General features: G+C 71.2%; 27 protein-coding genes. 17 read left to right on the top strand and 10 right to left on the bottom strand.

What is annotated here, in order from left to right; all coding sequences use genetic code 11:
• The first annotated feature begins 42 nt into the window (after window positions 1-42).
• The 3 genes from ispF to ASF71_RS14645 all read left to right on the top strand — a co-directional run bounded on the left by ispF (window position 43) and on the right by ASF71_RS14645 (window position 2,369).
• On the top strand, window positions 43-591 hold the full coding sequence (gene ispF, locus ASF71_RS14655) for a 2-C-methyl-D-erythritol 2,4-cyclodiphosphate synthase (protein WP_056301579.1): 549 nt from the start codon (window positions 43-45) through the stop codon (window positions 589-591).
• On the top strand, window positions 584-1,066 hold the full coding sequence (locus tag ASF71_RS14650) for a tRNA (cytidine(34)-2'-O)-methyltransferase (protein WP_056301576.1): 483 nt from the start codon (window positions 584-586) through the stop codon (window positions 1,064-1,066). Before ispF ends, ASF71_RS14650 begins: the two co-directional genes overlap by 8 nt.
• Before the next feature lie 67 nt (window positions 1,067-1,133).
• Entirely contained in the window at window positions 1,134-2,369 is a 1,236-nt protein-coding gene (locus tag ASF71_RS14645) for an aminopeptidase (protein WP_056301574.1), read from the top strand.
• A 292-nt stretch (window positions 2,370-2,661) separates the two neighbouring features.
• Here the strand turns inward: ASF71_RS14645 and ASF71_RS14640 are convergent, their stop codons facing one another.
• Window positions 2,662-3,609: an aldo/keto reductase gene (locus ASF71_RS14640; protein WP_056301725.1), complete on the bottom strand. Its 948-nt coding sequence runs from the start codon at window positions 3,607-3,609 to the stop codon at window positions 2,662-2,664.
• A gap of 116 nt (window positions 3,610-3,725) precedes the next feature.
• On the opposite strand from ASF71_RS14640, the gene ASF71_RS14635 reads away from it, so the two are divergent.
• From ASF71_RS14635 to ASF71_RS14580, 12 genes are all read left to right on the top strand, one after another.
• Complete coding sequence (locus ASF71_RS14635; protein ID WP_056301572.1) at window positions 3,726-4,298, top strand: peptidylprolyl isomerase; 573 nt, start codon at window positions 3,726-3,728, stop codon at window positions 4,296-4,298.
• A gap of 90 nt (window positions 4,299-4,388) precedes the next feature.
• A complete protein-coding gene (locus tag ASF71_RS14630) occupies window positions 4,389-4,892 on the top strand; it encodes a low molecular weight protein-tyrosine-phosphatase (protein WP_235514486.1) in 504 nt (167 codons plus the stop codon).
• A 67-nt stretch (window positions 4,893-4,959) separates the two neighbouring features.
• Window positions 4,960-5,544 carry a protein jag gene (locus tag ASF71_RS14625; RefSeq protein ID WP_056301570.1) on the top strand — a complete coding sequence of 195 codons (585 nt, stop codon included), beginning with the start codon at window positions 4,960-4,962 and terminating at the stop codon, window positions 5,542-5,544.
• A gap of 42 nt (window positions 5,545-5,586) precedes the next feature.
• Window positions 5,587-6,438, top strand: coding sequence for a peptide chain release factor N(5)-glutamine methyltransferase (gene prmC / locus ASF71_RS14620; protein WP_056301568.1), 852 nt, complete (start codon window positions 5,587-5,589; stop codon window positions 6,436-6,438).
• 248 nt (window positions 6,439-6,686) lie between these two features.
• Window positions 6,687-7,406 (top strand): phosphoribosylaminoimidazolesuccinocarboxamide synthase, encoded by a 720-nt coding sequence (gene purC, locus ASF71_RS14615; RefSeq protein WP_056301566.1) that lies wholly within the window; start codon window positions 6,687-6,689, stop codon window positions 7,404-7,406.
• Between the two features lie 36 nt (window positions 7,407-7,442).
• Window positions 7,443-7,694: a phosphoribosylformylglycinamidine synthase subunit PurS gene (gene purS / locus ASF71_RS14610; protein WP_056301564.1), complete on the top strand. Its 252-nt coding sequence runs from the start codon at window positions 7,443-7,445 to the stop codon at window positions 7,692-7,694.
• Window positions 7,691-8,371, top strand: coding sequence for a phosphoribosylformylglycinamidine synthase subunit PurQ (purQ, locus tag ASF71_RS14605; RefSeq protein ID WP_056301562.1), 681 nt, complete (start codon window positions 7,691-7,693; stop codon window positions 8,369-8,371). Before purS ends, purQ begins: the two co-directional genes overlap by 4 nt.
• Entirely contained in the window at window positions 8,368-8,841 is a 474-nt protein-coding gene (locus ASF71_RS14600; RefSeq protein ID WP_056301560.1) for a DinB family protein, read from the top strand. Before purQ ends, ASF71_RS14600 begins: the two co-directional genes overlap by 4 nt.
• 6 nt (window positions 8,842-8,847) lie before the next feature.
• The gene (locus ASF71_RS14595) at window positions 8,848-9,363 is read left to right on the top strand and encodes a DinB family protein (RefSeq protein ID WP_056301558.1); all 516 of its coding nucleotides are present in this window, start codon (window positions 8,848-8,850) and stop codon (window positions 9,361-9,363) included.
• Window positions 9,335-11,593 carry a phosphoribosylformylglycinamidine synthase subunit PurL gene (purL, locus tag ASF71_RS14590; RefSeq protein ID WP_056301556.1) on the top strand — a complete coding sequence of 753 codons (2,259 nt, stop codon included), beginning with the start codon at window positions 9,335-9,337 and terminating at the stop codon, window positions 11,591-11,593. The genes ASF71_RS14595 and purL overlap by 29 nt, the downstream gene beginning before the upstream one ends.
• The gene (gene purF, locus ASF71_RS14585) at window positions 11,590-13,023 is read left to right on the top strand and encodes an amidophosphoribosyltransferase (protein ID WP_056301554.1); all 1,434 of its coding nucleotides are present in this window, start codon (window positions 11,590-11,592) and stop codon (window positions 13,021-13,023) included. The genes purL and purF overlap by 4 nt, the downstream gene beginning before the upstream one ends.
• Before the next feature lie 43 nt (window positions 13,024-13,066).
• Complete coding sequence (locus tag ASF71_RS14580; protein ID WP_056301552.1) at window positions 13,067-13,270, top strand: YwbE family protein; 204 nt, start codon at window positions 13,067-13,069, stop codon at window positions 13,268-13,270.
• Between the two features lie 274 nt (window positions 13,271-13,544).
• Here ASF71_RS14580 and ASF71_RS14575 read toward each other — a convergent pair whose 3' ends face one another.
• The 3 genes from ASF71_RS14575 to ASF71_RS14565 form a co-directional block, all read right to left on the bottom strand.
• Entirely contained in the window at window positions 13,545-14,717 is a 1,173-nt protein-coding gene (locus ASF71_RS14575) for a cytochrome P450 (protein WP_082506042.1), read from the bottom strand.
• Window positions 14,699-16,138, bottom strand: a complete 1,440-nt coding sequence (locus tag ASF71_RS14570; protein WP_056301548.1) for an NAD(P)/FAD-dependent oxidoreductase — start codon at window positions 16,136-16,138, stop codon at window positions 14,699-14,701. Before ASF71_RS14570 ends, ASF71_RS14575 begins: the two co-directional genes overlap by 19 nt.
• A gap of 79 nt (window positions 16,139-16,217) precedes the next feature.
• The gene (locus tag ASF71_RS14565) at window positions 16,218-16,943 is read right to left on the bottom strand and encodes a hypothetical protein (RefSeq protein ID WP_056301546.1); all 726 of its coding nucleotides are present in this window, start codon (window positions 16,941-16,943) and stop codon (window positions 16,218-16,220) included.
• Between the two features lie 131 nt (window positions 16,944-17,074).
• Between ASF71_RS14565 and ASF71_RS14560 the strand changes: the two genes are divergently transcribed.
• Window positions 17,075-18,379, top strand: coding sequence for an MFS transporter (locus tag ASF71_RS14560; protein ID WP_056301542.1), 1,305 nt, complete (start codon window positions 17,075-17,077; stop codon window positions 18,377-18,379).
• A 52-nt stretch (window positions 18,380-18,431) separates the two neighbouring features.
• On the opposite strand, the gene ASF71_RS14555 is transcribed toward ASF71_RS14560, so the two are convergent.
• The 4 genes from ASF71_RS14555 to ASF71_RS14540 are packed head-to-tail and all read right to left on the bottom strand — an operon-like array spanning window position 18,432 to window position 22,665.
• Window positions 18,432-19,460, bottom strand: coding sequence for a glycosyltransferase family 2 protein (locus ASF71_RS14555; RefSeq protein WP_056301720.1), 1,029 nt, complete (start codon window positions 19,458-19,460; stop codon window positions 18,432-18,434).
• Window positions 19,461-19,504: 44 nt separating this feature from the next.
• The gene (locus ASF71_RS14550) at window positions 19,505-20,194 is read right to left on the bottom strand and encodes a 1-acyl-sn-glycerol-3-phosphate acyltransferase (RefSeq protein WP_369815002.1); all 690 of its coding nucleotides are present in this window, start codon (window positions 20,192-20,194) and stop codon (window positions 19,505-19,507) included.
• Window positions 20,187-21,113 (bottom strand): carotenoid biosynthesis protein, encoded by a 927-nt coding sequence (locus tag ASF71_RS14545; RefSeq protein ID WP_056301541.1) that lies wholly within the window; start codon window positions 21,111-21,113, stop codon window positions 20,187-20,189. Before ASF71_RS14545 ends, ASF71_RS14550 begins: the two co-directional genes overlap by 8 nt.
• Before the next feature lie 16 nt (window positions 21,114-21,129).
• A complete protein-coding gene (locus tag ASF71_RS14540; protein ID WP_056301539.1) occupies window positions 21,130-22,665 on the bottom strand; it encodes an NAD(P)/FAD-dependent oxidoreductase in 1,536 nt (511 codons plus the stop codon).
• A gap of 52 nt (window positions 22,666-22,717) precedes the next feature.
• Here ASF71_RS14540 and ASF71_RS14535 point away from each other — a divergent pair, with 52 nt between their 5' ends.
• Window positions 22,718-22,930: a hypothetical protein gene (locus ASF71_RS14535; protein ID WP_056301537.1), complete on the top strand. Its 213-nt coding sequence runs from the start codon at window positions 22,718-22,720 to the stop codon at window positions 22,928-22,930.
• Window positions 22,931-23,026: 96 nt separating this feature from the next.
• Here the strand turns inward: ASF71_RS14535 and ASF71_RS14530 are convergent, their stop codons facing one another.
• On the bottom strand, window positions 23,027-23,632 hold the full coding sequence (locus ASF71_RS14530) for a hypothetical protein (RefSeq protein WP_156372838.1): 606 nt from the start codon (window positions 23,630-23,632) through the stop codon (window positions 23,027-23,029).
• A gap of 62 nt (window positions 23,633-23,694) precedes the next feature.
• Window positions 23,695-25,545: an ABC transporter ATP-binding protein gene (locus ASF71_RS14525; protein WP_056301531.1), complete on the bottom strand. Its 1,851-nt coding sequence runs from the start codon at window positions 25,543-25,545 to the stop codon at window positions 23,695-23,697.
• Window positions 25,546-25,576 lie beyond the last annotated feature (31 nt).

Raw genomic sequence — 25,576 nt, 5'->3', positions numbered from 1 at the left:
AGTACAGCGGTCACGCGGGCAGGCCCCGTTATCCTGCCCCCCATGACCGCTGCCCCGCTGCCCGACCGCGCCCTGCCCAGCCGCGCCCCGCTCGCCTACCGGATCGGGTACGGCGAGGACGCCCACCGCCTGGCCCGGCCGGAAGATGGGGGCCGCTCCCTGGTCCTGGGCGGCGTGCACGTGCCGTCGGAACGGGGCGCGGTGGCGCACTCGGACGGCGACGCCGTGCTGCACGCGCTCGCCGACGCCCTGCTCTCGGGGCTCGCGCTGGGCGACATCGGGCAGTATTTTCCCGACACGGCCGCCGAGTGGCAGGGCATGGACTCGCGCGTGATCCTGGCGCGGGCCCTAGAACTGACGCGTAGCCGCGGCTACGCGCCCGTGAACGTGGCCCTGGTCGTGACGCTGGACCGGCCCAAGCTGGGGCCGCTGCGCGCCGAGATCGCGCGGTCGGTCGCCGGATTGCTGGCCCTTCCCGAGTCCGAGGTGGGGGTGAGCTTCAAGACTTCCGAGGGGCTGGCCCCCGACCACGTGCAGACGCGGGTCACGGTGCTGCTGGGCCAGCCGGAACCGGAGCGCGCGGATGCCTGACGGCGCGACACCGGTTCCCACGCCGCTGCTGCACGTCGTCCTGTTCGAGCCGGAAAAGGCGGGCAACGTCGGCAACGTGGCGCGCACCTGCGCCGTGCTGGGGGCCGAGCTGCACCTCATCCGGCCCTTCGGGTTCCACCTGCACGACCGCGAGTTCCGGCGGGCGGTGATGGATTATCTGGAGGGCGTGACGCTTCACGAGCACGCAAGCTGGACGGCTTTTCAGGGCACGCTGGGGGCCGGGGCGCGCGTCTTCGCCTTCTCCACCCACGCGACCGATCTGCACACCCGCGCGGGCTTCCGGCGGGGCGACTACCTGCTGTTCGGGCCCGAGTCACGCGGCCTGCCCGCGTGGCTGCGCGACGCCCTCCCCAAGCTGAAACTGCCGCAGCCCGGGCACGGCCGCAGCCTGAACCTCAGCGTGGCGGTCGGCGCGGCCGCGTTCGAGGCCGGGCGGCAGATCGAGGGCTGGTAGGCGGCACGGGTCCCGGCCGCCCCGCGATGCCGGACAGCCCGGCGGAGACCGCCCTAAAGTGGAACCCATGACCACCTCCGAATTCCAGACCCGGCTGGAGCGCTACGCCGAACTGCTCGTGCGCACCGGGGTCAACCTGCCCAGCGGCGGCAAACTGTTCGTCGCCGCGCCGCTGGAGGCCGCCCCACTGGCCCGACTGATCGCCCGCGCCGCCTACTGCGCCGGGGCGCTCGACGTGCGCGTGCAGTACGTGGACGATCACCTAGGCCTGGCGCTGTACGAAGACGGCGGCGACGATGCGGTGGCCTACGTGCCAGGGTGGGCCACTCTGGAAGCCCAGAAGATGCTGGACGACGGTTACGCCCGCCTGCGCGTCGTGGGCGACGACCCGGCGCTGCTGGCCGGCGTGGACCCGGCGCGCATCGCCACGCGCAGCAAGCTGCTGGCCCAGGCCGGGCGCGAGGTGGCGGCAGCAGTGAGCGGCTTCGCGGTGAACTGGTGCGTGGCCGCCATGAGCACCCCCGCCTGGGCGACCCGCGTGTACCCGGAGCTGAGTCAGGACGACGGCGTGGCGCGGCTCTGGGACGACATCTTCGCCGTGACCCGCGCCGACCAGCCCGATCCGGTCGCCGCCTGGGACAAGCACCTGGCGGGGCTGGAGCGCCTGACCCGCCTACTGACCGGGAAGCAGTACGCCGCGGTGCACCTGAAGTCCGAACTGGGCACTGACCTGACGGTGGGGCTCGCCGAGAACCACATCTGGCAGGGCGGCGCGGAAACAGCCAAAAACGGCATCCGCGCCGTGCCCAACCTGCCCACCGACGAGGTCTTCACTGCCCCGCACCGCGAGCGCGTGGACGGCTGGGCCGCCGCCAGCAAGCCCCTGAGTGCGCGCGGGCAGCTCATCGAAGGCATCCGCGTGCGCTTCGAGGGGGGCCGGGCCGTAGAAGTCACCGCCAAGCGCGGCGAGGAGACCCTGAGACAGCTCATCGGCACCGACGAGGGCGCCGCACACCTGGGCGAGATCGCCCTCGTGCCCGCCTCGGCTCCGGTGGCGCGCACGGGGACGCTGTTCCTAAACACGCTGTTCGATGAGAACGCCGCCTCGCACATTGCCCTGGGCCGCTGCTACCCGACCAACGTGCGGGGCGGCAGCGACGAAGCGGCCCTGCGCGCCGCCGGCGGCAACGACAGCCTAATTCACGTGGACTGGATGATCGGCACCCCCGGCACTGACGTGGACGGCGTGACGAAGGACGGCGCCCGAGAGCCCCTGATGCGGAACGGAGAATGGGTGGTGTAAGGGGAGGGGTGAGGTCGCGTGTCCGCCCCACTCTACTCACCCCACGCCGAAGCCCCAAGAATCTCAGCGGGGGGGCCGACCCACAGCCTCACTTCCCATGAAGGCCCACGTGTGCGCAGCGCGCGGGCCATTCTGACCCGGCGGGTCTGGCCCCGACCTGCGCTGTCACGCTGTGAAGCAGAGCGACTCCACCAACATCCGGGATGACTCTTGCCGAGCGCAGCGAAAGGCTTCCCCCTCCCGGGAGGAGGGGGGCTGGGGGCGGGCAAATAGGAATAGACCGCCTTCCAACTCAGTCCTTGGCCGTCAGTCGCCCCACTTCTGCCAACTCCTCCGCGCTCAGCTGCCAGTCCACGGCGGCGACGTTCTGGTCGATCTGTTCGGGCTTCGTCGCGCCCGCGATCACGCTTGACACCGGCTCCTGCGCGGCCAGCCAGCTGAAGGCCAGTTCCAGCAGCGTGTGGCCCCGGCTTTCGGCAAACTCGCGCAGGCCCTCCACGATCTTCCAGTTCTGCTCGGTCATGTAGCGGTCGCTCAGGCCCTTGGCCGACGCGAAGCGCGTGCCCTCGGGAGCGGCCTGGTCCGGGCGGTACTTGCCAGTCAGCAGGCCGCTCGCCAGCGGAAAGTACGGCAGCAGCCCCAGCCCATGCGCGCGCATGGCGGGCAGCAGTTCCTTCTCGGCGCCGCGCACAAGCAGGCTGTACTCGTCCTGGCACGACACGAAGCCGGGCTGGTGCCCGGTCCTGGCAATCCAGTCGGCGTCCACGACCTGCCACGCCGGCAGGTTCGAGCAGCCCACGTAGCGCACCAGCCCGCGCGCGATGAGGCTCTGGAGGGCGCTCAGGGTCTCCTCCAGCGGGGTCAGGGGATCGGGGGTGTGAAGCTGATAGAGGTCGATGTAGTCGGTGCCCAGGCGCTTCAGACTCGCCTCGACCGCCCGCTCTATGTACCGGCGCGACGCCCCCTTCGCGGTGCCTTCCTTGTTCATCGGCAGCCCGAACTTGGTCGCCAGCACGATACGGTCGCGCTCGGCCCCCAGCGCGCGGCCCAGCAGCGTCTCGGAGCGGCCCGGCTCGCCGCCGTAGATGTCGGCGGTGTCGAACAGCGTGATGCCGGCGTCCAGCGCGCGCGCCACGACCGCCTTCGTCCCGGCCTCGTCCAGCCGGCCGCCGAAGTTGTTGCAGCCCAGTCCCACGAGCGAGACCTGCAAGCCCGAACGCCCCAGTTGACGGTAGTCCATGCGGCTCAGCATCCGCCCGGCCGCGCCCCGCTGGCCGGGCCGGGTCTTGAGGCAACCTTGAGCGTGCGCGCCTGCCGCCCGGCGCACATGAGAGCGCAGCGGGTACAATGCCCCCCATGACGAATGCGGACACCTATACCGGCGAGGGCTTTCAGGCCACGCCCGAGCTGAAGGCCGAGCGCCAGACCAAGTTCACCCAGGCTCCCGAACTGGGCGCAGGTATCGAGCCCGGCAAGCAGTACCGCGCCGTGCTGGAAACAAGCAAGGGCCGCATCGTGGTCGAGCTGTACCCCGACGACGCGCCCGTCACGGTGAACTCGTTCGCCTACCTGTTGCGGCACCACTACTACGACGGCATCAAGTTCCACCGCGTCATCGACGGCTTCATGGCCCAGACGGGCGACCCCACCGGCACCGGTGCGGGCGGCCCCGGCTACGACTTCGAGGACGAGCCCAACGACAAACGCCACACCGGCAAGGGCGTGCTGAGCATGGCGAACCGTGGCCCCAACACCAACGGCTCGCAGTTCTTCATCACCTTCCTGGCGACCCCGCACCTCGACGGCAAGCACACGGTGTTCGGCAAGGTCGTCGAGGGTCTGGACGTCCTCGACCGGCTCACCCGCATCCAGCCCGGCATGGGCGGCGCGCCCGACGTGATTGAGTCGGCGTACCTCGTCGAGAAATAACGCCAGGCCGTACCCCAGGAGTCGCCCTGCGGGGCGGCTTCTTTTTTCTGGCCCATCCACATCTGGCCCAGGTGCGGCACAATTCCGGGCATGAACGACGTTTCTTCCGGTCTGTCGGCGCGGCCCCTGCGGGTCATGGCGCTGTGTCTGGGCAACATCTGCCGCTCGCCGGTCGCCGAGGCGCTGCTGCGCCGGGAACTCGCGGCGGCGGGGGTGGAGGCCACGGTGGTCAGCGCGGGCACCGGCGACTGGCACGTGGGGCGGCCCGCCGATCCGCGCTCGCAGACGGTCGCGGCGGCGCACGGCCTGGAGCTGGGCGGCCGGGCACGGCAGCTCGGGCCCGCCGACTTTTCCGGGCAGGACGTGATCCTGGCGATGGACGCGAACAACGCCGAGGACGCCCGGCGCCTGGCCCCCCCCGGCGCCCAGGCCCGCATCCTGCTCATGCGCGACTTCGACCCCCAGGGCCGGGGCGAGGACGTGCCCGACCCCTACTACGGCGGCGCGCGCGGCTTCGAGGACATGTACGAGATGTTGGAGCGCAGCGCGCGGGCCTTCGCCCAGGCGGCGCGCGCGGGCACGGCCGGGACCTAGCGCCGAGGTCCGGCCTGCGCGGCAACCGCCAGTTTTTTGTGAGTGCCGCCGCGCTACAGTGAGGGGTATGGACAACCGCACGAACCTCGACGACTATCTCGCGGGGCTGGGGATCAGTGACGCCGACGAGAGCGCGCCGCTGCCCCACACGCCCGAGCCGGTCCTGACCGGTGCGCCCGCGCTGGAAGCCGCGCACGAGGACCCCCGCGCGGTGCTGGAGCGCTTTCTGCGCGGCCTGATCGCCCGCCTGGACCCCACGTTGCAGGTGAGCATCACCGAGACCGGGGACGCCCTGGAAGCCGAGATCACCGGCGAGAACGCCGCCAAGCTCGCCGGACGCGACGGCCGGGTGCTGGGGGCCATCGAGGTCATCGCCTACACGGTGCTCACCAAGCAGGCGGGCCGGGGCGACCTGCGCGTGCGGGTGGACGTGGGCGGCTACCGCAAACGCCAGTCCGATACTCTGAGCAAGCTGGCCGAGCGCCTGGCCGTACAGGTCGCCAAGAGCGGCGAGCCCCATGAGCTTCAGCCCATGCCCGCCGCCGAGCGCCGGATCATCCACATCACCCTCAAGGAGCACCCCGATGTGGTCAGCGAGTCGGTGGGCGAGGGCGCGGCGCGGCGGCTGGTCATCCGCCCCCGTCACGGCTAACAGGGATTCCCGGTGGGGCGAGGAGCCCCGCCCCTTCCAGCTATGCCGACCCTGCGACAGCTGCTCCTGACGAGCACCGAGACCCTGCGCGCGGCGGGTGTTCCCTCTCCCGAGGTGGACGCCCGCGCGCTGCTGCTGCACGCCCTGGGCCTGAACAGTACGGCCCTGCTGCTGCGCGCCCACGAGGAGATGCGCCCGGAAGACGCTGCACGGGTGGGGGCATTGACCGAACGGCGGGCGCGGCGCGTGCCGCTGCAACATCTGCTGGGCGAAATCGAATGGGGCGGCGTGCGGCTGGGTAGCGACGCCCGTGCGCTCGTGCCCCGCCCCGAGACAGAGTGGCTGCTGCACCTCGCGCTGGAGGAAGTGCGCGGCGTGCCTGCCCCCCGCCTGCTGGATATCGGCACCGGCACGGGCGCCCTCGCGCTGGGCCTGAAGGCCGCCCGGCCCGACGCAGCGGTGTGGGCCACCGACCTCAGCCTGGACGCCCTGGCCCTGGCGCGCGAGAACGCGGCCCTGAACGGCCTGCACGTGACCTTCGTGGCCGGGAGCCTGCTGGCGGGGCTGCGCGGCCCGTTCGACCTGATCGTGAGCAACCCGCCCTATTTGCCAGAGGGCGACCGCCCAGGGGCGGACCCCGAGGTCCGGCACGACCCCGATCTGGCGCTGTACGCGGGCCCCGACGGCCTGGACGTGGCCCGGCCGCTGGTACGGGACGCCGGGCCGGCCCTGGCCCCCGGCGGCGCGCTGCTGCTGGAGCTCGACCCGCGCAACGCCCCCACGCTGGCAGCCGAGCTGCGCGCCGGGGGCTGGCAGGCCGAGGTGCGGGACGACCTCGCCGGGCGGCCACGTTTCGTCTGCGCGGGCTTTGTCTACGCCGCGCCGTCCGAGTGAGGTGAACGTCCCTATACGGCCGGATTCGGGAAATGTTAAGTTACCGGCAGGCAGCCAGGCCCCGAGCTGGAGCTGCACTTTTTCTTTTCCAGTCGCGTCCCGAGAGACGCCCCGGCCCCTGCGCGCGCGCAGCCGGTAAGTTCGTCCGAGAGACGACATTGGAGACCCCGAATGCAGAACACAGCGACAGCGCAGCGTCGCCCCGAGAACGTGCGGGGGGCGCTTTTCCTACTTTGGGAGGCGGCGGTATGACCAGAGGCAAACAGCTGTACGAGGGCAAGGCCAAGCGCGTGTACGCGACCGCGAACCCGGCCGAGTACATCGTCGAGTACAAGGACGACGCGACCGCCTTCAACGGCGTGAAAAAGGCGCAGATCGGGGGCAAGGGCCGGATCAACAATGCCATCACGGCGCACCTGTTTCCACAATTGGAGCAGAGCGGCATTCCGACCCACTTTCTGGCGCACCTCTCGGAGACCGAGCAGCTCGTGCGGGCCGTGAACATCATTCCGGTCGAGGTGATCGTGCGCAACGTCGCCGCCGGGAGCTTTTCCAAGCGCCTGGGCGTCGAGGAGGGCACGCCGCTCTCACACCCGGTCGTCGAGTACTGCTACAAGTCCGACGCGCTGGGCGATCCGCTCATCAACGACGACACGGCGATCGCGCTGGGCTGGGCCACCGAGCCGCAGTTGCGCCGACTGCGCGAGCTGGCCCTGAAGGTCCGCGCCTTCCTGACGCCGTACTTCGCCGAGCGCGGCGTGCGCCTGATCGACTTCAAGCTGGAGTTCGGCACGCTGGCCGACGGCACGGTCGTGCTGGCCGACGAGATCAGCCCCGACACCTGCCGCTTCTGGGACGCCGAGACGAACGAAAAGATGGACAAGGACCGCTTCCGCCGCGACCTCGGCGGCGTGGAAGACGCCTACACCGAGATGCTGCGCCGCGTGACCGGCCCCGCCCAGGGCTGAGGCCCGCCGCCCTTCCCTACCCCCCGGAGTTTCGCCATGCCCCAATACACCGCCAAGGTTTACGTGACCCTCAAGCCCAGCATCCTCGACCCGCAGGGCCGCACCGTCGAGCGCGCCCTCTCGCACCTGGAACACGACAACGTGTCGGGCGTGCGCATCGGCAAGTACATCGAACTGAGTCTTCAGGGAGAGCACGCCGAGGTCGAGGCGCAACTCAAGGACATCGTGGGCAACGTGCTGAGCAACCCCATCATGGAAGACGCCCGCTGGGAGCTGACCGAGGCGTGAAAACGGCCGTCATCCAGTTCCCCGGCTCCAACTGCGACGCCGACGCCCTGCACGCCGCGCGGCTGATGCTTGACGAGGAGGCGCAGTTCGTGTGGCACACCGAAGAGAAGCTGCCGGAGGGCACCGAACTGGTGTTCCTGCCCGGCGGCTTTTCCTACGGCGACCACCTGCGTTCGGGGGCGATTGCCGCCCGCAGCCCGGTCATGCAGGCAGTCAAGGCCCACGCCGAGGCCGGAGGCTACGTGCTGGGCGTGTGCAACGGCTTTCAGGTGCTGACCGAGGCGGGGCTGCTGCCCGGCGCCCTGAGCCGCAACCGCGAACTGCACTTCCTGTGCCGGCCGGTGAAGCTGCGCGTCGAGAACCACCAGACCGCCTACACGGCCGCCTACGGCAAGGATCAGGTGCTGGAGATTCCGGTCGCGCACGGCGAGGGCAACTACTACGCCGACGCCGAGACGGTCGCCCGCCTGGAAAACGAGGGCCGCGTGGTGTTCCGGTACGTGGACAACCCCAACGGCAGCCTCAACGATATCGCCGGGATCGTGAACGAAGGCGGCAACGTGCTGGGCATGATGCCCCATCCCGAACGCGCGGTCGAGCTGCTGCTGGGCAGCGAGGACGGCCGGGGCCTGTTCGATTCGCTCAAGGCCGCGCCGGCAGGACGCCGGGGCGCATGACCCTCGGCGATTACCTGGCCGGGGAGTACCGCTCGGAACTCGAACTGTTCCGGGCTGCGCTGGACAGCGTGCCAGACGAGCAGTTCCGGGCCGCGACCCTGAGCCACAGCCCGGCGTGGCACGCCCTGCACATTGCCGACTGGCTGCGCCTGATGGTGCTGGACGACCGCGCCGCCTCCGATTACCACTACCTCGGCTGGGAGGACTCGGAGCGTGTGCAGGCGCTGGGCACCCAGCCCGCACCGCTGGAGGACACCGCCCCCAAGGGTGAGGTGCTGGCCCGTCTGGACGCCGTCGGCGCGCGGGTGAGCGCGTTCCTGGCCCACAAGACCGAGGCGGAGCTGGGCGGCGAGGTTTTCAGTGCCGCGACTCCCAGCGGCACCCGCCCCCGCCTGAGCGCCCTGGGGCTTCAACTGCGCCACGTCGCCTACCACAGAGGGCAAGTGCAGCTCGGCAAGAAGAGCGGCTAAGGCGACATGGACGTGCTGCGCGACTTCCTGGCCGACGCGCTGGACGCCGAGTTCACGGTGTTCCTGGCCGCGCTGGACCGGGTGCCCGCCGCGCAGTTTTCCCAGCCTGCGTATACGGCCCACAGCGCCGCGTGGCACGCCCTCCATATCGCCGACTGGACGCGGGCGACCATTCGCCCCGGACTCAGTGACGCGGCCCCCGCACTGACCTACGGCTATCTCGGCTCCGAAGCCGAAGCCTGGGCGCAGGCCGTGACTGGGCCGATCGTCGCACACGAAACCGACCCCAGGGACACCGTGCCAACTGCTGTCGCTGCCGTGTTCCGTGGGGCCGTCCGGGCGGTCCGCGACGCCCCACCCGAACGTTTTGACCCCGACGCCACCTTCCAGGTGCTCCACAGGCTCCGGCCGGTGCGCGGCAGCCTGAGCTCCCACCTGCGGCACACGGCGTATCACAGAGGCCAGGTGACCCACATTCTCAAGGAGTTTGTCCATGACCCAGTCCCTTCCCTCCCTGCGTGACCGCGCCGCCACTTTCGGCCTGAGTGCCGAGGAATACGACCTGCTGGTGCACCAGATCGGGCGCGAGCCCAATGCCCTGGAAGCCGCCATCGTCGGCGCGATGTGGTCCGAGCACTGCGGGTACAAGAACAGCCGCCCCCTGTTCTCGGCCTTTCCGACCACTGGGCCGCAGGTGCTCCAGGGCCCCGGCGAGAACGCGGGCGTGGTGGACATCGGGGACGGCTGGGGCGTGGCCTTCAAGATGGAGTCGCACAACCACCCCAGCGCCGTGGAACCCGTGCAGGGCGCGGCAACCGGCGTGGGCGGCATCCTGCGCGACATCTTCGCCATGGGGGCGCGGCCCTTCGCGGTGCTTGACAGCCTGCGCTTCGGCAACCCCGACAGCCCGCGCACCCGCTTTCTGCTGAACGGGGTCGTGGAGGGCATCGCGCACTACGGCAACGCCATCGGCGTGCCCACGGTGGGCGGCGAGGTGACCTTTCACCCCAGCTACCAGGAAAACCCGCTGGTCAACGTGATGGCCCTGGGCCTGCTGCGCCACGAGGACCTCGCCAAGGGAACGATGGGCGAGGTGGGCAACCAGATCGTGTACGTCGGCTCCAAGACCGGGCGCGACGGCCTGGGCGGGGCCGTGTTCGCCTCGGCCGACCTCAGCGACGCCTCGCAGGCCGACCGCCCCGCCGTGCAGGTAGGCGACCCCTTCATGGAAAAGCTGCTGCTGGAGGCCACGCTGGAGGCCATCCAGGCCGGCGTGGTGGCGGGCGTGCAGGACATGGGCGCGGCCGGACTGGTGAGCAGCACCTGCGAGATGGCCTACCGCGCCGAACTGGGCATCACCATGGACCTGGACAAGGTGCCCACCCGCGAGTCGGGGATGGTGCCCATGGAACTGTGCCTGAGCGAATCGCAGGAGCGCATGATCCTGGTGCCGGTGCCGGGCCGCGAACAGGAGCTGCACGATCTGCTCGCCAAGTGGGAACTCGACGTGGTGACGATCGGTGAGGTCGAGGCCCATAACAACTACCGCCTGACCTGGAACGGCGAGGTGGTGTGCGACCTGCCGGTGGCCCTGCTGAACGAGGCCCCCAAGTACACCCGCGAGGGCGTCGAGTCGCCGGACATCATCGCGGCGCGGGAGCGGGACCTGAGCGGCGTGGCCCTGCCCGGCGACCTGGGCGCGGTCCTGACCGACCTCCTGTCTCACCCCACGATTGCCAGCAAGCGGGCCATCTTCCAGCGCTTCGACCACCAGGTTATGACGAACACGGTCGTGGTGCCGGGAGCCGCCGACGCCGCCGTGCTGCGCGTGAAAGGCAGCGGCATGGGCGTGGCCGCGACGAGCGACTGCAACCCGCGTTTCGTGCAGCTCGATCCGTATACGGGGGCCGCCGCCGCCGTGGCCGAGGCCGCGCGCAACCTCGCCTGCGTGGGCGCGACCCCGCTGGCGATCACCGACAACCTCAACTTCGGCAACCCGCACCGCCCCGAGGTGTACTTTCAGCTTCAGCAGGCCGTGCAGGGCATCGCCGACGCCTGCCGCGCCCTGAACACGCCGGTCACGGGCGGCAACGTCAGCCTCTACAACCAGTACGTGGAAGAAGGGCGCACGGTCGCCATCCACCCCACCCCGACCATCGGCATGGTGGGTGTGCTGCCCGACGTGACCGTACGGGCCACGATGGACCTCAAGGCCGGCGCGCACACGCTGTACCTGTTGGGCCAACACGCCGACTCGGTGGGGGCCTCGCAGTACCTCGAAACGGTGCATGGCCTGGAAGCTGGGCAGGTACCGCCGCTGGACCTGGGACTGGAGCAGCGTGTGATCGACGGCACGCTGGCCCTGATCCGCTCGGGTCTGACGACCACGGCCCACGACTGCGCCGAGGGCGGCCTAGCCGTGGCGCTGGCCGAGATGGCGATCGCGGGCGGGCGCGGCCTGAAGGTGTCGCTGGACGCCCCGCAAGGGGTGCGCGCCGACGCCCTGCTGTTCGGCGAGGCACACAGCCGCGTGGTCGTGGCCGTGCCGGTGGGCCGCGAGGCCGAGGCCGAGGCCAGGCTGGGCGAGCTGAACGTGCCCTTCGCGCTGCTGGGCGACGCCCCAGGGCAGGCGGGCGCCGACGAATTGCAGACCGTGACCATTGCCCTGCCGGCGCACAACGTACACTTGAGCGTGAACCTTGAGACGCTCAAAACCGCTTTCGAGTCGCCCCTGACGGAGATCCTGGGATGATCTTCGACGAGGTGACCGACAAGCCGCAGGACGAGTGCGGAGTTTTCGGCATGTACTCGCCCTCGCCGTGCGACCTGGCGTGGATGACCTACCTGGGCATGTTCGCGCTGCAGCACCGGGGACAGGAAGCGGCGGGCATGTGCGTCAGTGATGGCGAGAAGTTCCATGTCGAGAAGGACCTGGGGTTGGTCACGCAGGTGTTCGACGAGCGGCGGCTCGACAGCGTGCGCCTCGCCAACGCCCGCGTGAGCATCGGGCACGTGCGCTACAGCACGACCGGCAGCAACCTGCGCTTCAATGCCCAGCCGCTGACCACTCGCACGAACAAGGGCATTCTGGGACTGGCGCACAACGGCAACTTCGTGAACGCCCGCGAGGTGCGCAACGACATGCTCATGCAGGGCGCGCTGTTCCAGACGACCAACGACAGCGAGGTCATGCTCAACCTCATCGCCCGCGAGGCCGACCTCGACCTGATCGAGGCGACGGCGGCGGCGATGAAGCGTCTCAAGGGCGGCTTCGCCTGCGTGCTGATGAGCCGCACGCAACTGCTGGGCTTCCGCGACCCCAACGGCGTGCGCCCGCTGGTGATCGGGCAACAGGACAGCGCGAACGGGCAGCCGGGCGCCTACGTGATCGCCTCGGAGCCCTGCGCCCTGTACGCGGTCGGGGCACGCCTGCTGCGCGACGTGCTGCCCGGCGAACTCGTCTGGGTGGACCGCGACGGCCTGCACTCGCTCATGGTGGACGCCCGCACCCCCACCCCCTGCTCGTTCGAGTGGATCTACTTTGCCCGCAGCGACAGCACGCTGGACGGTGTGGACGCCCACGCCAGCCGCATCCGTATGGGCGAGCAGCTGGCGCGCGAGCAGCCGGTCGAGGCCGACATCGTGGTGCCCGTGCCCGACTCCGGTATCGGGGCGGCCATCGGGTACGCCCGCGAGAGTGGCATTCCCTTCGACTACGGCCTCTACAAGAACCCCTATGCGGGCCGTACCTTCATCGCCCCCACGCAGGAGGCGCGCGAGCTGAAGGTCAAGATGAAGCTCTCGCCCACCAGCGCCGTGCGCGGCAAGCGGGTCGTGCTGGTGGACGATTCCATCGTGCGCGGCACCACCAGCCGCCAGATCGTGAACCTGCTGCGCGAGGCGGGGGCCACCGAGGTCCACTTCCGGGTGAGCAGCCCGCCCATCAAGCACCCGTGCTTTTACGGCATCGACACCGCCGCCCGTAAGGAACTGGTGGCCAGCACGCACAGCATCGAGGAAATCCGCGACCTGATCGGGGCCGACACCCTGAGCTTCATCAGCGAGCAAGGCATCCGGGAAGCCGTCAGCGGCCCCGGCCTGTGCCTGGCGTGTTTCAACGGCGACTACCCCGCCGGAACGCCGCTGCTCAATGATGTGGATAAGCTGGCGCTCGAGGTATAAGGGCTCCGCTCAGCTCTCTGAAGCCAACCGCTATCCTCGCCCCATGCCTCCCCTCCGCTCCCACATTCAGCCAGGCCTCGCGGTGGACATCGTGCAGAAACAGGACCAGTCCACCGGCCGCCTCACGCGTAGCGTCGTCTCGGCGCTGCTTACGCGGTCGCCCTCTCACCCCCACGGTATCAAGGTGCGCCTCACGACCGGCGAGGTCGGGCGGGTGCAGGCGGTGATCGGCGCGGGCGACCAATAAAAAAGCCGCCCTCTCGGACGGTGGTAGAAAGACTATAGCGCGGTATGCAGGCGCGGTCAAGGCCCCTCGCCGGAAGCCTCCAGGCCCCGCCCTGCGCGCCTTTTCCAGCAGCAATGGGGTATGGGCCCATGCACCCGCGCCACCGACCCTGGACGGGTACAAAAAAAACCGCCCTCTCGGACGGTGATAAGGAAAATATAGCGCCGTATGCAGGCCCTGTCAATTCCATCCGGCGAGCCAGGAAAAGGCTGTGTGGCACACCTCGCCGCTGTTCCTAGTCCCTATCCGTCCTGCATACGATCAGCGGACCGCGCGGGCCGAGGGTGATGCCAGGCACGGGCGTATCGTCGCCGCGCACCGCGCGCAGGGGAGGCAGGGCCGCCAGTGCGTCCAGAATGAGCATCTGCGCGAGGTGCATCCCCAGGCACAGCCGCTCGCCGCCGCCGAAGGGCAGGTAGGCCCAGGCGGGCGGCTTGTGCACCCACCGTTCGGGGCGAAACTCGTCGGGCGCGTCCCACAGCGCCGGGTCGCGGCCCGAGAGGTACGGCGAGTACAGCGCCAGCGCCCCGCGCGGCAGCCGCACGCCCTCCCACACGAGGTCACGGCCCAGGCGGCGGCTGCCCATCCAGCCGGGGGGGTGCAGGCGCAGCGTTTCTTTCAATACGGCCGGGTGGTGCTCGGGCGCGTGCCACTGCGGGTGCCGGGCGAGGTGCCACACGGCGTAGGCCAGCGCGTGCGTGGTCGTGTCATGGGCGGCGGCCAGCGACACGCGCGCCTCCTCCAGCCCGCCAGGCAGCGGGACCAGCAGCGCCAGCAGGTCGTCGCCCCCGGCCCGCAGGCGCGCATACGACAGGCGGCGTAGTTCGCGGTCCACGGCCCAGAACAGCGGCGGGCGCGGCAGGGCCGGCACCGGAAAGGGCCGGCGCAGCGGCGCCAGAAAGGCGTGCAGCAGCCCGTGGTCAAATTCGCCACTGAAGTACGCCGCGTTCAGCAGCCGCAGCACTGCCTCGTCGGCCCAGGCCAGAGCATCGAACTCACCGGGGGGCAGGGACGGCAGGGCGGCGCGGGTGCGCTCCTGCAGCGCCGCCATGTGCGCGCGCCCGAAGCCGGGGTTCACCATGCGCCGCCGCCCCGCGTGGCCCGGCGCGTCGGCCAGGATCACGCCGCCCGACAGGTACGGCACCACCCGCGAGAAGCTGCCCCCACTGCGGAAGGTCGGCAGGTCGCTCAGCAGCGCGCGGTTCCAGGCAGGCGAGAATCCCACTACCGCTGGCAGCCCCAGCCGCAGCCGGAACAGCCCGCGCCCGGCGGCCCGCGCCCGCGTAGCCCCCTCCTCGATCAGGGGCAGAGGCCGCAGAGCCCAGTCCTGAAGGTGGCCGTTGCCGGGCCTGGTGGGCGGCTCGGGCAAAGCGTCCAGCGAAAGGCCCATCAGCTGAGGTCCGGCCATACCTCTCCCCTCCCCGGCACCTGCCGGCCGTCCAGGTCGTCATAGGGCAGGCCCAGCAGCGTCCCCGCCCCGTTCCAGCCCGAGAGCACCGACAGGGGCACGCCGCCGCCCGGATGCACCGTGCCGCCCACCTGCACCAGATTGCGCGCCTGCGGCAGGGTCCAGCCGGGGCGCAGGCTGCCGCTCAGGCCATGCGGCGCACGCCCGTACAGTGCCCCGCCGCGCGCCGTGCGGGCGTAGTCGGCGGGCGACAGGGCGTGCCAGTCCTCGACCTCCAGCGGAAACACGGCCTGCAACCGGGCCAGCAGCCACGCGCCGTACTCGCGGGCGTCCGGGGCCACGTCGGGCTTCGGGGGCGCGTTGACCAGCAAGAAGGCCTCCCGGCCGTTCAGGTGCAGGTACAGCGTCGGGGCCTGCGGCAGCCGCCCGCGCCGGATGTCGCGCCACTCGCGGGCGTAGTCGGCGGGCCAGAAAATATGGTGGGCCTGTCCCCGGTCCTCGCGCAGCCGCAGTTGCAGGGCAAAGCCGCTCACGCCGCGCGGGGTGGGTTTCTCGTTCAGGCCCAGCCACCCGGCGGTCAGGGCGCGGTCGGCGGCGCTGATCCAGGCGTCGGCGGCAAAGGCCCCCCGGTCCGTATGCGCCCCCAGCACCCGGCCCCCGTGCGTGCTGAGGTGCGTGACGCGCGTGCCGTACTCGAAGCGCACGCCCAGCGCCTCGGCCTGGGCGTGCAGCCGCTCGGCCAGGGCCAGCAGGCCGCCAGGCAGATGCCACACGCCGTAGCCCAGTTCGACCCAGGCGATGTTGTGCAGCACAGCGGGCGCGCGGTAGGGGTCAGCCCCCAGGTAGGTGGCGAACCGCAGCCAGAAGGGCGTGAGGCGCGGCCCCGAGCGAACGTACCGGGCCAGCGACGACAGCGGTGCGGCGCGCCGGCCCCGCGTCAGGGCGTAGCGGGCCAGCCGGGGAAGCGTGGGCGGCGGCCCGAACAGGAAGGTGGGCGCGGCGTCCAGATACATGCGGCGCGAGGCGACCAGCAGTTGGGTATAACGCCGCCCGTCGGCCCTGGACAGCTGCGCCAGAGTCGGCTCCAGGCTGCCCGCCACGTGCAGGGCCTCAGGCGCAAAGGGCTGGCCGCGTCCGTGGTAGGTCGTGGTGGGCCGTGCCGGGCTCAGAGCGGGCAGCTCCAGCCCCAGGCGCGCGTGCAGCCCCCGGAACACCTGGGGCATGGTCACAACCGTGGGCCCGCTGGAGAACCCAAAAGCCCCCTGTGCGGTGCGGCTCAGGGCCGCCTTGCCGCCGGGGCCGTCCAGATTGTCCAGCACCGTGACCCTGGCCCCGGCCCGCGCCAGCCGCAGCGCCGCCGCCAGCCCCGCGAAGCCCGACCCGATGACCGCGACATGCTGCGGCGTCCTTCCCCGATTCACTGCCCGAGGATAGCCCAGGGCCGGTGTGGAGGCAGGCGGCTCCGGGTGCCGCCCCCCTGCCCCTGCCCGGATGTCACCCCTACTTCGGCACGCTGACGCTGTAGGCCAGCAGGGCTTCGGTGCTCAGGGTGCGCCCACCGCGCGAGACGCTCAGGCTGCCGCCCGGCGTGGCCTCGCCCCCCAGACGCAGCGTGTAGGTATAGCCGCCCTTTTGCCAGCGGTACCCGTCCCCCCCGGCTCCGCGCGTGTGTATGCCGCCCGTGAGCTGTACTCCGGCCGTGCCATCGCGGTTGCGGCTGGCATAGGTGACCTTGCCCCCTTGCTCCCAGACCACGACCGAGTGCTTGGCCGTCGCGGCCAGCACAGCCGCCTGCGGCACGTAGCGGCAGCGGAAGGTCCCGGCCGGCACCTTGAACTCGACCACGTGGGTCAGCCGGTAGGCCGGGTCCGTCACGTTCTCGACATTGCTGGTGTGGACGTAGAAGTTCGGGCTGCCGCCGACCTTCCCGCCCGCCGGGGTCAGGGCCGTGTAGATGCTGCCCGCCGCGCCCTCGCCGGGGCCGTACTGCCAGGCCTGGGCGCTGAGGTTGCCGACCGTCCATTGAAGCAGGGTCGTGGGCTGGACCGGGCCCTGACCGCTGGGGGCCGTGACGGCCAGTACGCGCGCCGAGGCGTCGCACCACGCGGCCACAGGCTTCCAGCCGCCCTGGCCCGTGTTGGCGTAGCTGCTTTCCTGGTATCCGGCGGCGCTGGCCGCGCCCAACAGGGCCAGACCCATCCACGGCGTGAAGAAGGCTCGTTTCATGTCGCTCAGCCTCTCTCTGGGACCTGAGCCGGAGCTGACCGGGCGTTGATCCCGGCTGAAGACAGCGGAGGGCTGTCCACAGAGCAGAGACGGAACAGTCGCCGGGCGCGGCGCAGGCTTACACTCCGCCGGTGACTGCCGACGCCTCCGCCGATTCCAGCCGCGCCGTGCTGAGATTGCCCGAGTTCCGGGCCATGCTCCTGGCGACCGTGTGCAGCACCCTGGCCGGGCGCGCGGTCGCGCTGACGGTGGCCTACCAGCTCTACCAGCTCACCAAAAACCCGCTGACGCTGGGGCTGCTGGGCCTCGTCGAGGCGATCCCGGCCCTCAGCCTCGCGCTGCTGGGCGGCGTGGTAGCCGACCGCAACGACCGCCGCCGGATTCTGCTCATCACCACGACGCTGGAGGTGGCCTGCGCGGCGCTCTTTTTCCTGTACGCGCCGCACGCCTCCGTGTCGGGCTATGTCCCCATCCTGGCCCTGATCTTCACGCTGGGGATGGCGCGGGGCTTTTCGGACCCGGCGCTGCCCGCCTTCGAGGCTCAGGTCGTGCCGCGCGCCTTGCTGCTGCGGGCCTCGGCGTGGCAGTCGAGCGCCTGGCAGGCCGCCGCCATCATCGGGCCGGCGCTGGGCGGCGTGCTGTACGCGTCGGTGGGGGCGCGGGGAGCCTACGGTTTTGCGGCCGTGCTGTACGCGCTGGCGCTGGGGTGCCTCGCCTACGTCAAGCCCAAGCCCCGGCCCGTCTTCACGCCCGGCGAACCGGTCTGGCAGAGCGTCAAGGAGGGGCTGGCCTTTGTGGTGCAGCGGCAGGTCCTGGTGGGCAGCATGGCGCTCGACCTCTTCAGCGTGTTGTTCGGGGGCGCGGTGGCGCTGCTGCCGGTGTTCTCGTCGGACATCCTGAAGGTGGGGCCGCAGGGGCTGGGCATCCTGGTCGCGGCCCCCAGCATCGGGGCGCTGGCGGTCATGCTGTACGCCACCCGCCGCCCGCCGGGCCAGGGCGCGGGGCGCACGCTGCTCCTGGCGGTCGCGGGGTTCGGCGTGTGCATGGTGGTGTTCGGGCTGTCGCGCAACTTCGCCCTGAGCGTGCTCGCGCTGGTGTTCGCCGGGCTGTTCGACGGCATCAGCATGGTGATCCGCAAGGCGACGCTGCGGCTCAAGGCCCCGGACCACATGCGCGGGCGCGTCAGCTCGGTGAGCAGCATGTTCATCGGGGCGAGCAACGAACTCGGCGCCTTCGAGAGCGGCGTGGCCGCCAGCGCCCTGGGCACCGCCCGCAGCGTGTGGGCCGGCGGCATCCTGACCCTGGCCGTGGTCGCCGTGACCGCCTACCTCGCCCCCGAACTGCGCGCGATGGACCTCACCGACATCGCCGAGGACCGCGCACCCGGAGAAGCCGGGGAACGGGCGATGAAGGTCGAGCAGGGCTGGGAAAGTTAGGCGGACGGGGCGGAGCAGTGCGGCGGAAGCGGGACCGGTGTGAGCCCCGCGCCTACTGCCGGTACTCCCGGCCCTTCCACACTGCCCGGCGCCGCAGCGCCCGCGCGTAGACCGGCAGCATGAGCAGCGGCGTGACCGGGCCGAGCGCCCCCTCGGCCAGATCGGCGGCGCGGCGGCGGCCCGAGAGCAGATTGACGAGCGGGCGCTCGAGCACACTCGCCAGCCGCAGCCACCGCGCCCCCGGCACCGGCAGCAGCCAGGGCAGGGTGTAGGCCGCCAGTTGCAGCGCAAAAGTGAGGGGAAGCAGCGCCCGCATCCCGCCGTGCACGCCCAGCAGGCTCTTGCCCAGCCCGCGGACCGAGTCGGGGTACGAGCGGTACATCCGCACGCCGAGGCTCTCCTGGCCCAGCGCCAGCGAGAGCTGCCCGCCCGAGGCGCGTAGTTCGTAGGCCAGCCGCACGTCTTCGAGCAGTTCGGCGCGCACGGCCGCGTGGCCCCCCATGGCGTCGTAGGCCGCCCGGCGAAAGGCCATGACCTGCCCGTTGGCCGCGCTCGCCCGCGCGGAGGGCAGCCGCAGGAAGGCGAAGGGCAACCCCAGCAGCAGGGTCTGTTCGACCAGTGGGGTCAGCAGCCGCTCGCCGGGGGTGCCATTGTCCTGGCGCGGCCACACGCTCAGGAGGTCGGCGCCTGAGGCCTCCAGTTCGCGCAGCAGTCCCCCCAGCGCGCCGGGCGCCCACATCACGTCGGCGTCGGTAAAGACCAGCACGTCGCCCGAGGCCGCCCCCGCGAGCTGCTGGCAGGCCCAGGCCTTGCCGGTCCAGCCGGGGGGCAGGGGCCGGCCCGGCAGTACCCGCGCCCCCAGCCGGGCGGCCACGGCGGCCGTGTCGTCGGACGAGTGGTCGTCGAGCACGATCACCTCTGCGCCCTGGGCCAGCAGGCCGGGCAGATACCGGGCGAGGTTGTGCACCTCGTCGCGCGCGGGGACCAGCAGCGATACCCGCACGCCGGGGGGCGTGGGGGCGGGCCGCAACCGCGGAAAGGCGGAGGCGTTGTGCAGCAGCGTGGCCGCCTTGTAGACCATGAAAGGAAAGACGAACGCGCCGTACAGCGCCCGCCAGGGCAGCTTCACCGCCGCTCCGTGAGGAGGATCAGCATCCGGGCGGAGAGGCTCACGCGGTCGTGGGTGCTGCCCTGGCCCCGCACCACGCGCAGGTAGCCGTCCGGCGGAGCCTCGGGGTCGGCGGCGCGCAGGTCGGCGTCGAGCTCGGCCAGCAGGGTGGCCAGCGCCCCGGCCAGCTCGGGGCCGGTCGTGGGGGCCCCGAAACGCAAGAAGGCCTCGGGGTGCTGCGCCCCGCGCATCGCCACGCGCAGGGCCACCGGCACCAGGGGCACGCCGGCCGCCCCCGCCACCCAGGCCGCGCCGGGCCGCAGCGCCGAGAGCTGGGCGCGCACCTGGCCCTCGGGAAAGATGACCATCCACTCGCCCGCCTGCGCCGCGCGCACCGCTGCGCGCAGTTCATCCGCGCCCAGCACCCCTACCCGGCGCAGAAAGGGAAAGCGGGCGAGCTGGCCCGGCAGCATCATCACGCGGGCGGGGTGGCCCACGGTCCAGGCGAGCTCGCGCACGAGGTAGCCGTCCCACCACGACCCGTGCGTGGGGGCCAGCACGGCTCCGCCCGGCGGCAGCGGTCCGCGCAGATACACGCCCGCAAGCTCGCGGCGCACGCTGGCGCGGATGCTGCGGCGCACGGCGGCCTCGGCCCAGTCCCAGTTCAACAGGAATGGAGCCGCCGGAACGCGGCCGTCCTCACTCACGGCGCACCACGCGGGCCAGCCCCAGGCCCAACCCCATCGCCAGCAGGGTCACGGCGGCCTCGACCGGCCGGCCCACCAGAATCAGGCCCCCCGGCAGGAAAAACGTCTCGATGGGATAAGCGGCCGCGAGGTCTGCGCCCCGGTCCTGCGCGCGGCGGACGAACAGTTCGGGCCCCAGGCGCGTCAGGGCCCAGGCAATGGCGCCGCCCACCGCCCACCACCCCAGGAAGTTCTGCAGCGGCGCTCCGGCCCACAGCGGGTGCGGGTCGTTCCAGGTCCAGAAGCCCTGGGCGGTCATCAGCGGCTCCAGGCCCACGTCCCACAGGGCTAGCAGTCCCCCCGCCAGCCACGCGCGCCCGCCCGCGAGCCGGGTAGCCGCCAGCGTCAGCGCGAACCAGCCCAACGGCACGATCAGGGGAACGTCCAGCAGTAAGGGCCCCGGCGCGTCCGCATAGGTGTAGACCCCGAAGGGAAACCCGGTGTGGCTGCCCAGCAGCTCGGCCCCCCAGCCCGCGCCGAAGGCCAGCGCGGCCAGACCGGCGGAGCGGCGCCAGCCCACCCGCTCGGCGGCGTAGCTCAGCGCCGCGGCGAACAGCGCGGCCGTACTCGCCAGCCCCAGCACCGGAAACCCCTCGGGCCACAGGGGCACCGGAATCTTCAGGGCGACGGACAGCGCCAGCAGCCACATCCAGGGACGGGTCTGGGCCGTCAGGGTCCGGGCCCGCGCCCGCAGTGTGGCCCCAAAGTCCGGACCCAGCGCGTCCCCGGCCAGCGCTCCCGCGCCCGCCAGGGGCAGGCCCAGGGCAATCAGGGACCAGCCGGCCGGCTGCGCGGCCAGCACGAGCAGGGCGCCGGCAAAAGCCGCCCCCAGGGCCAGGGCGGCGAGGCCCGCCCGCCAGGCGAGGGGGGGCAGGCTCATGTCCGCGCCCCCGGTCTCACCGGAAGCGCCGCCGCGTGAGGTCGCGCACAAGCACGTTCGCGGCGTTGCGCCCCGACGCCCCCATGATCCCGCCGCCGGGGTGGGTGCTCGCGCCGGTCAGGTACAGGCCCCGCACGCCCGGCCAGCGGTAGCCGCTCGCCTTCATCCAGGGCCGGAAGGAGAACATCTGGTCGAAGCTCATCTCCAGGTGCATGACGTTGCCCCGGTGCAGGCCCAGATTGCTCTCCAGCCACTGCGGCGTCTGCACGAGTTCGCCGACGATGCGGTCGCGGGTGCCCGGCGCGTAGTGCTCGAAGGCGTTCAGGATGTTGTCGCGGGCCTCGGCGACGCGCGTCTCCCACGAGCCGTGGCTCAGTTCGTAGGGGTAGTACTGCGCCCACAGCCACAGCACGTCGCTGTCGGGGGGAGCCAGCGAGTCGTCGACCGCCGAGAAGCTCATGGCGATGAGGGGCGGGTCGGAGGTCGGTTCGCCCGCCAGGTACTCGCCGTAGCCCTTCATGAGCTGCTGCTCGCTCTTGATGAGCAGCCCCAGCCCCGTGCGCGAGTCGGGTTCGGTGTGCTGGCGGTACTGCACCTTGCCGTCCAGGGCGAGGCGCAGCACCATGCCGAACCCGTTGCCCACCCGCACCTGCCGCGCCGAGGCGGGCACGTATTCGTCTGGCAGCGCACCGGCGGTCGTCAGGACGTGCGCGCCGGATACCACCGCGCGGGCGGTGTACACCTCGCCATTCTCCAGCTGAACGCCCTGGGCCTTGCCGTCCTTGACCAGGATGTCCTTGACCGGCGCGTTCACGAACACCTCGCCGCCGTCAGCCTCGATGGCCCGTTTCAGGGCCTTGGTCAGGCCGCCCGAGCCGCCCTTGGGCCGCGCGACGCCGCCCTCGTGGTACAGCGGGTGCCACAGCAAGAAGGGCGCACTGAGGGGATCGCTCGGCGGCGGCCCGCTCTGGGCCGCCATCCAGACCAGTGGCGCGCGCACCCGCTCCTCGGTGAAGTATTCCCTGGCCACGTCGCCGTAGGGCCGCAGGATGCGCGGCAGCTGCTCCATCCAGTCGCGGCCCCTGCCGCTCGACATGACCATCTTGCCCATGTCGAGCGGCCCCGGCGCCGAGTTGAACAGGTCGGCCACCGAGCGCGCGAAGGGCGTCCAGTCGTCCAGAAAGCGGCGGTAGGCTTCACCCTGGCCGGGAAACAGGGCTTCGAGCTCACGGGCGGTGCGGTCGGCGTCGCGGTGGATGAACCACGGCGTCTCGCCGTCCGAGGCGTGGAACATCGGGTCCACTTCGAGGTAGTGCAGGCCGTGGCGCGTGAGTTCGAGTTCGCGCACGACCGGGGTCAGCCGGATCAGGATGTGGGCGCTGCCGCCGTAGTCGAACTGATAGCCCGGCACGAGTTCCTCGGTACTCACCGCGCCGCCCACGATGTGCCGCCGCTCGAACACGCCGACCTTCAGGCCCGCCTTGGCGGCGTAGGCGGCCGTCACCAGGGCGTTGTGGCCCGCGCCCATCACGATTACGTCGAAATCCGGCATGTGCCGCCAGTGTGGCACGCCCGGGCCGCCCAGGAAGGTCAGGAATCCGCCAGTGTGGCGCGGCCGGTCGTACCCTGCTGGCCCATCCCTCACCTTCACGGTGCGCTGCCGCTCTTCCACCGACGAGACGGCGCTGGCCCGACTGGCCGAACTCGCCTTCACGGGCAAATTGCCTAGCATTCCTTGGAACCCAGCGCAGGCCCAGCCCTTTCAGGCGGACCTCGCTATGGGGCACGGGCACGCCGAGACGCCGGAGAGTGAGTGACATCAGCTGCCTGAGAGCATGAGAAGAGTGGAGTCCTACGCAGTCAGCAGGTTGTAGTGATACTGGAACGGCAGGTGCGGTAGACAGCGCGCTTTATCAAGGCAGCTGCACACGGTGCCCACTACCGAATATGACCTCCAGCACGGGCGCTTCGGGATCGCTGATGTCCACGGTGCACTGGGCAACCTCGACCCCTTCGGGCAGCGCGACCTGCGGACAGGTGACCGAGAGCTCGCCGTCCACCTGATTCATCACGACTTGGGTGTAGAGATTGCGCGCCGCCGACTGTTCACCCGCCTGCGTGGCCGTCTGCCGCGCCGAGAGCAGGTTCGGGATCAGGACGGCCGCGAAGACCGGCACGACCAGCAGCAGGACGTGACCGGCGATCAGGGCGACCTTGCCCCCCATCGGAAAGGTCGAGGGGAAGCCCCGCTCAGCCTCCTCCGCGTAGCTGCGGTGATAGTGCACAAGCTGGGCGATCCAGCCCAGGAAGACCAGCAGGCTGAACCCCAGGCCGGTCACGGCAGAGAAGAAGACGTCGAGTACCCCTGCCAGCAGCAGAATGCCGATCCAGCCCAGGTGCCAGCCCCAGCGCCCCAAGTAGGTCATGCCCGCACCGGGTAGGAAGACGCTGAGCAGCATGCCGACCCCGTAACTAGGCAGGCGGACGGTGACGGGTGAGGCGGGCGCGGTCAGGGACATGTCGTCACTGTAGAAGGAGGCCCAGCCCGGCGCCGCCTCATTTGCCGGGACTGATCCCCCGCTTACGCAGTTCCCGTGCCCGCGGTTCCGGTCCCCACGTCTCCGTCCCATAGCGCGCGCATCTCGGCGCTGCGTTCCAGAAGTTCACTCAGGGTGCCCTCGTCGGTCACGCGGCCCCCGACCATAACCAGAATGCGGTCGGCGCGGGTCAGGGCGGCGCGGCGGTGCGAGACGACCAGGCAGGTGGCGTCCAGCTCGGTAAAGAGGCTGTCCCACAGCGCGGCCTCGGTGCGGGCGTCGAGCGCGCTGCTCACATCGTCGAACACGAGGAGGTCGGCCCCCTGCGCGAGCATCCGCGCCACGGCCGCGCGCTGCACCTGCCCGCCCGAGAGCTTGACGCCGCGCGCCCCGACCTCAGTGTCGAGCCCGGCGCCCAGGTGCGCGAGGTCGGGGCCGAGCTGCGCGAGCCGCACGGCGCGCTCCAGCTCGGACTCGTCGGCGCCGCTCAGGACGTTCTCGCGCAGCGGATCGGAAAAGAGGTTGGGCAGCTGCGCCGTGTACGCGCTGCGCGGCGGCACGAAGAAGGTCGCGGGGTCCCCCACCGCCTCGCCGTTCCAGAAGGCGCGGCCCGTGTCCTGCGGCATCAGGCCCAGCAGGGCGCGCACCAGCGTGGTCTTGCCGCTGCCGATGCGACCGGTGACCACCACGAACTCGCCGCGCCGCAGGGAGAAACTCACGTCCGAGACCCCTGCGCCACCGGGGTGGTAGGCGCTCAGGCCCTCGACGCGCAACTCGCGCAGCGGCTCGGCCACCGGGCGCGCAGGGGCGGGCGGCAGCTCCGTGTGCAGGTAGAGGGGATGATGCTCGACCGGCTGGGTGTCGGGGGCGTCCTGAAGCAGGCGGTGCATCCGCTCGTAACTGACCCCGGTGCGGCGGTGGCGGGCGATGGCGTCGCCGAAAAAGCCCATCGTGCCGGTCAGGCGCGGCAGCAGGCCGATGAACAGCACGAAGTCGGCCACGTCCATCGCGCCGCCCCGGATGCGCGAGGCGCCCATGAGGAGCACGACCCCCACGGCGATGTTCACCATGTTGCTGTTCACGCCACGGATCAGTTCGGTGAGGAGCACGTCGCGCAGCGCGGCCTTCTGCCGCACCTCGCCCAGCGCGCGCAGGTGCGCCACCATGCCTTCCTCGCGGGCGGCGAGCTTGACGGCGCTCACGGCCCCGAAGGTCTCGCCGATGAAGTCGGTCACGCGGGCGGTCGCCTCGCGCATCCGGCGGCGGTAGCTGCGGATGACCGGCGAGAGGCGCTGCACGAACAGCACCATCAGCAGCAACGGCGCGCATACGAGCAGGGTGATGAGGGGGTCCACCGACGCCATCAGCCCGACGGCGATGGCGGTGTACAGCAGCATCCCCGCGCCGTCCACCCAGACCTCGGTGTAGCCGGCCACGTCGTCCACGTCGTCGCGGAAACGGCTGACCGCCTCGGCGGGCGTGTCGGGCAGCCGCCGCGAACCGCGTGCGCGCAGCAGATACGACATCAGGTTGCGCCGCACGAGCGCGTCGAGGGTGTACCACAGCTCGATCCAGGCGCGGAACGCCCCGTAGAAGATCCCGAACCGGCTGACACGCACGACGGCGAACCAGCCCACCGAGACCCACGCCGCCATGATCACGGGGTCGAGACCCTGGCCCGTACTGCCGGCCAGCCGCAGCTGGTCGGCTTCTTCCAGGTGACGGAACACGCCGCTGATCGCCAGCGTGAGCAGCGCTGGCGAGGCGTGCACCGCGCTCCACATGACGAGGTTGAAGACGAACAGGCCCGGCTGGTACACGAACAGCCGCCGCGAGAGCGCGAAGGTGCGGCCCGTATCCGCCGTCTGGGCGGGGGGGGTGGGGTGGGTGGTCATCGGGTCTCCTGTGCGGCGGCCGGGGCCTTGG

Source organism: Deinococcus sp. Leaf326 (assembly GCF_001424185.1).
In the GTDB taxonomy this organism is placed as follows: Bacteria; Deinococcota; Deinococci; order Deinococcales; family Deinococcaceae; genus Deinococcus.
Note: the sequence above shows the minus strand (reverse complement) of the source record. Positions and strands in the feature narration are given on the sequence as shown.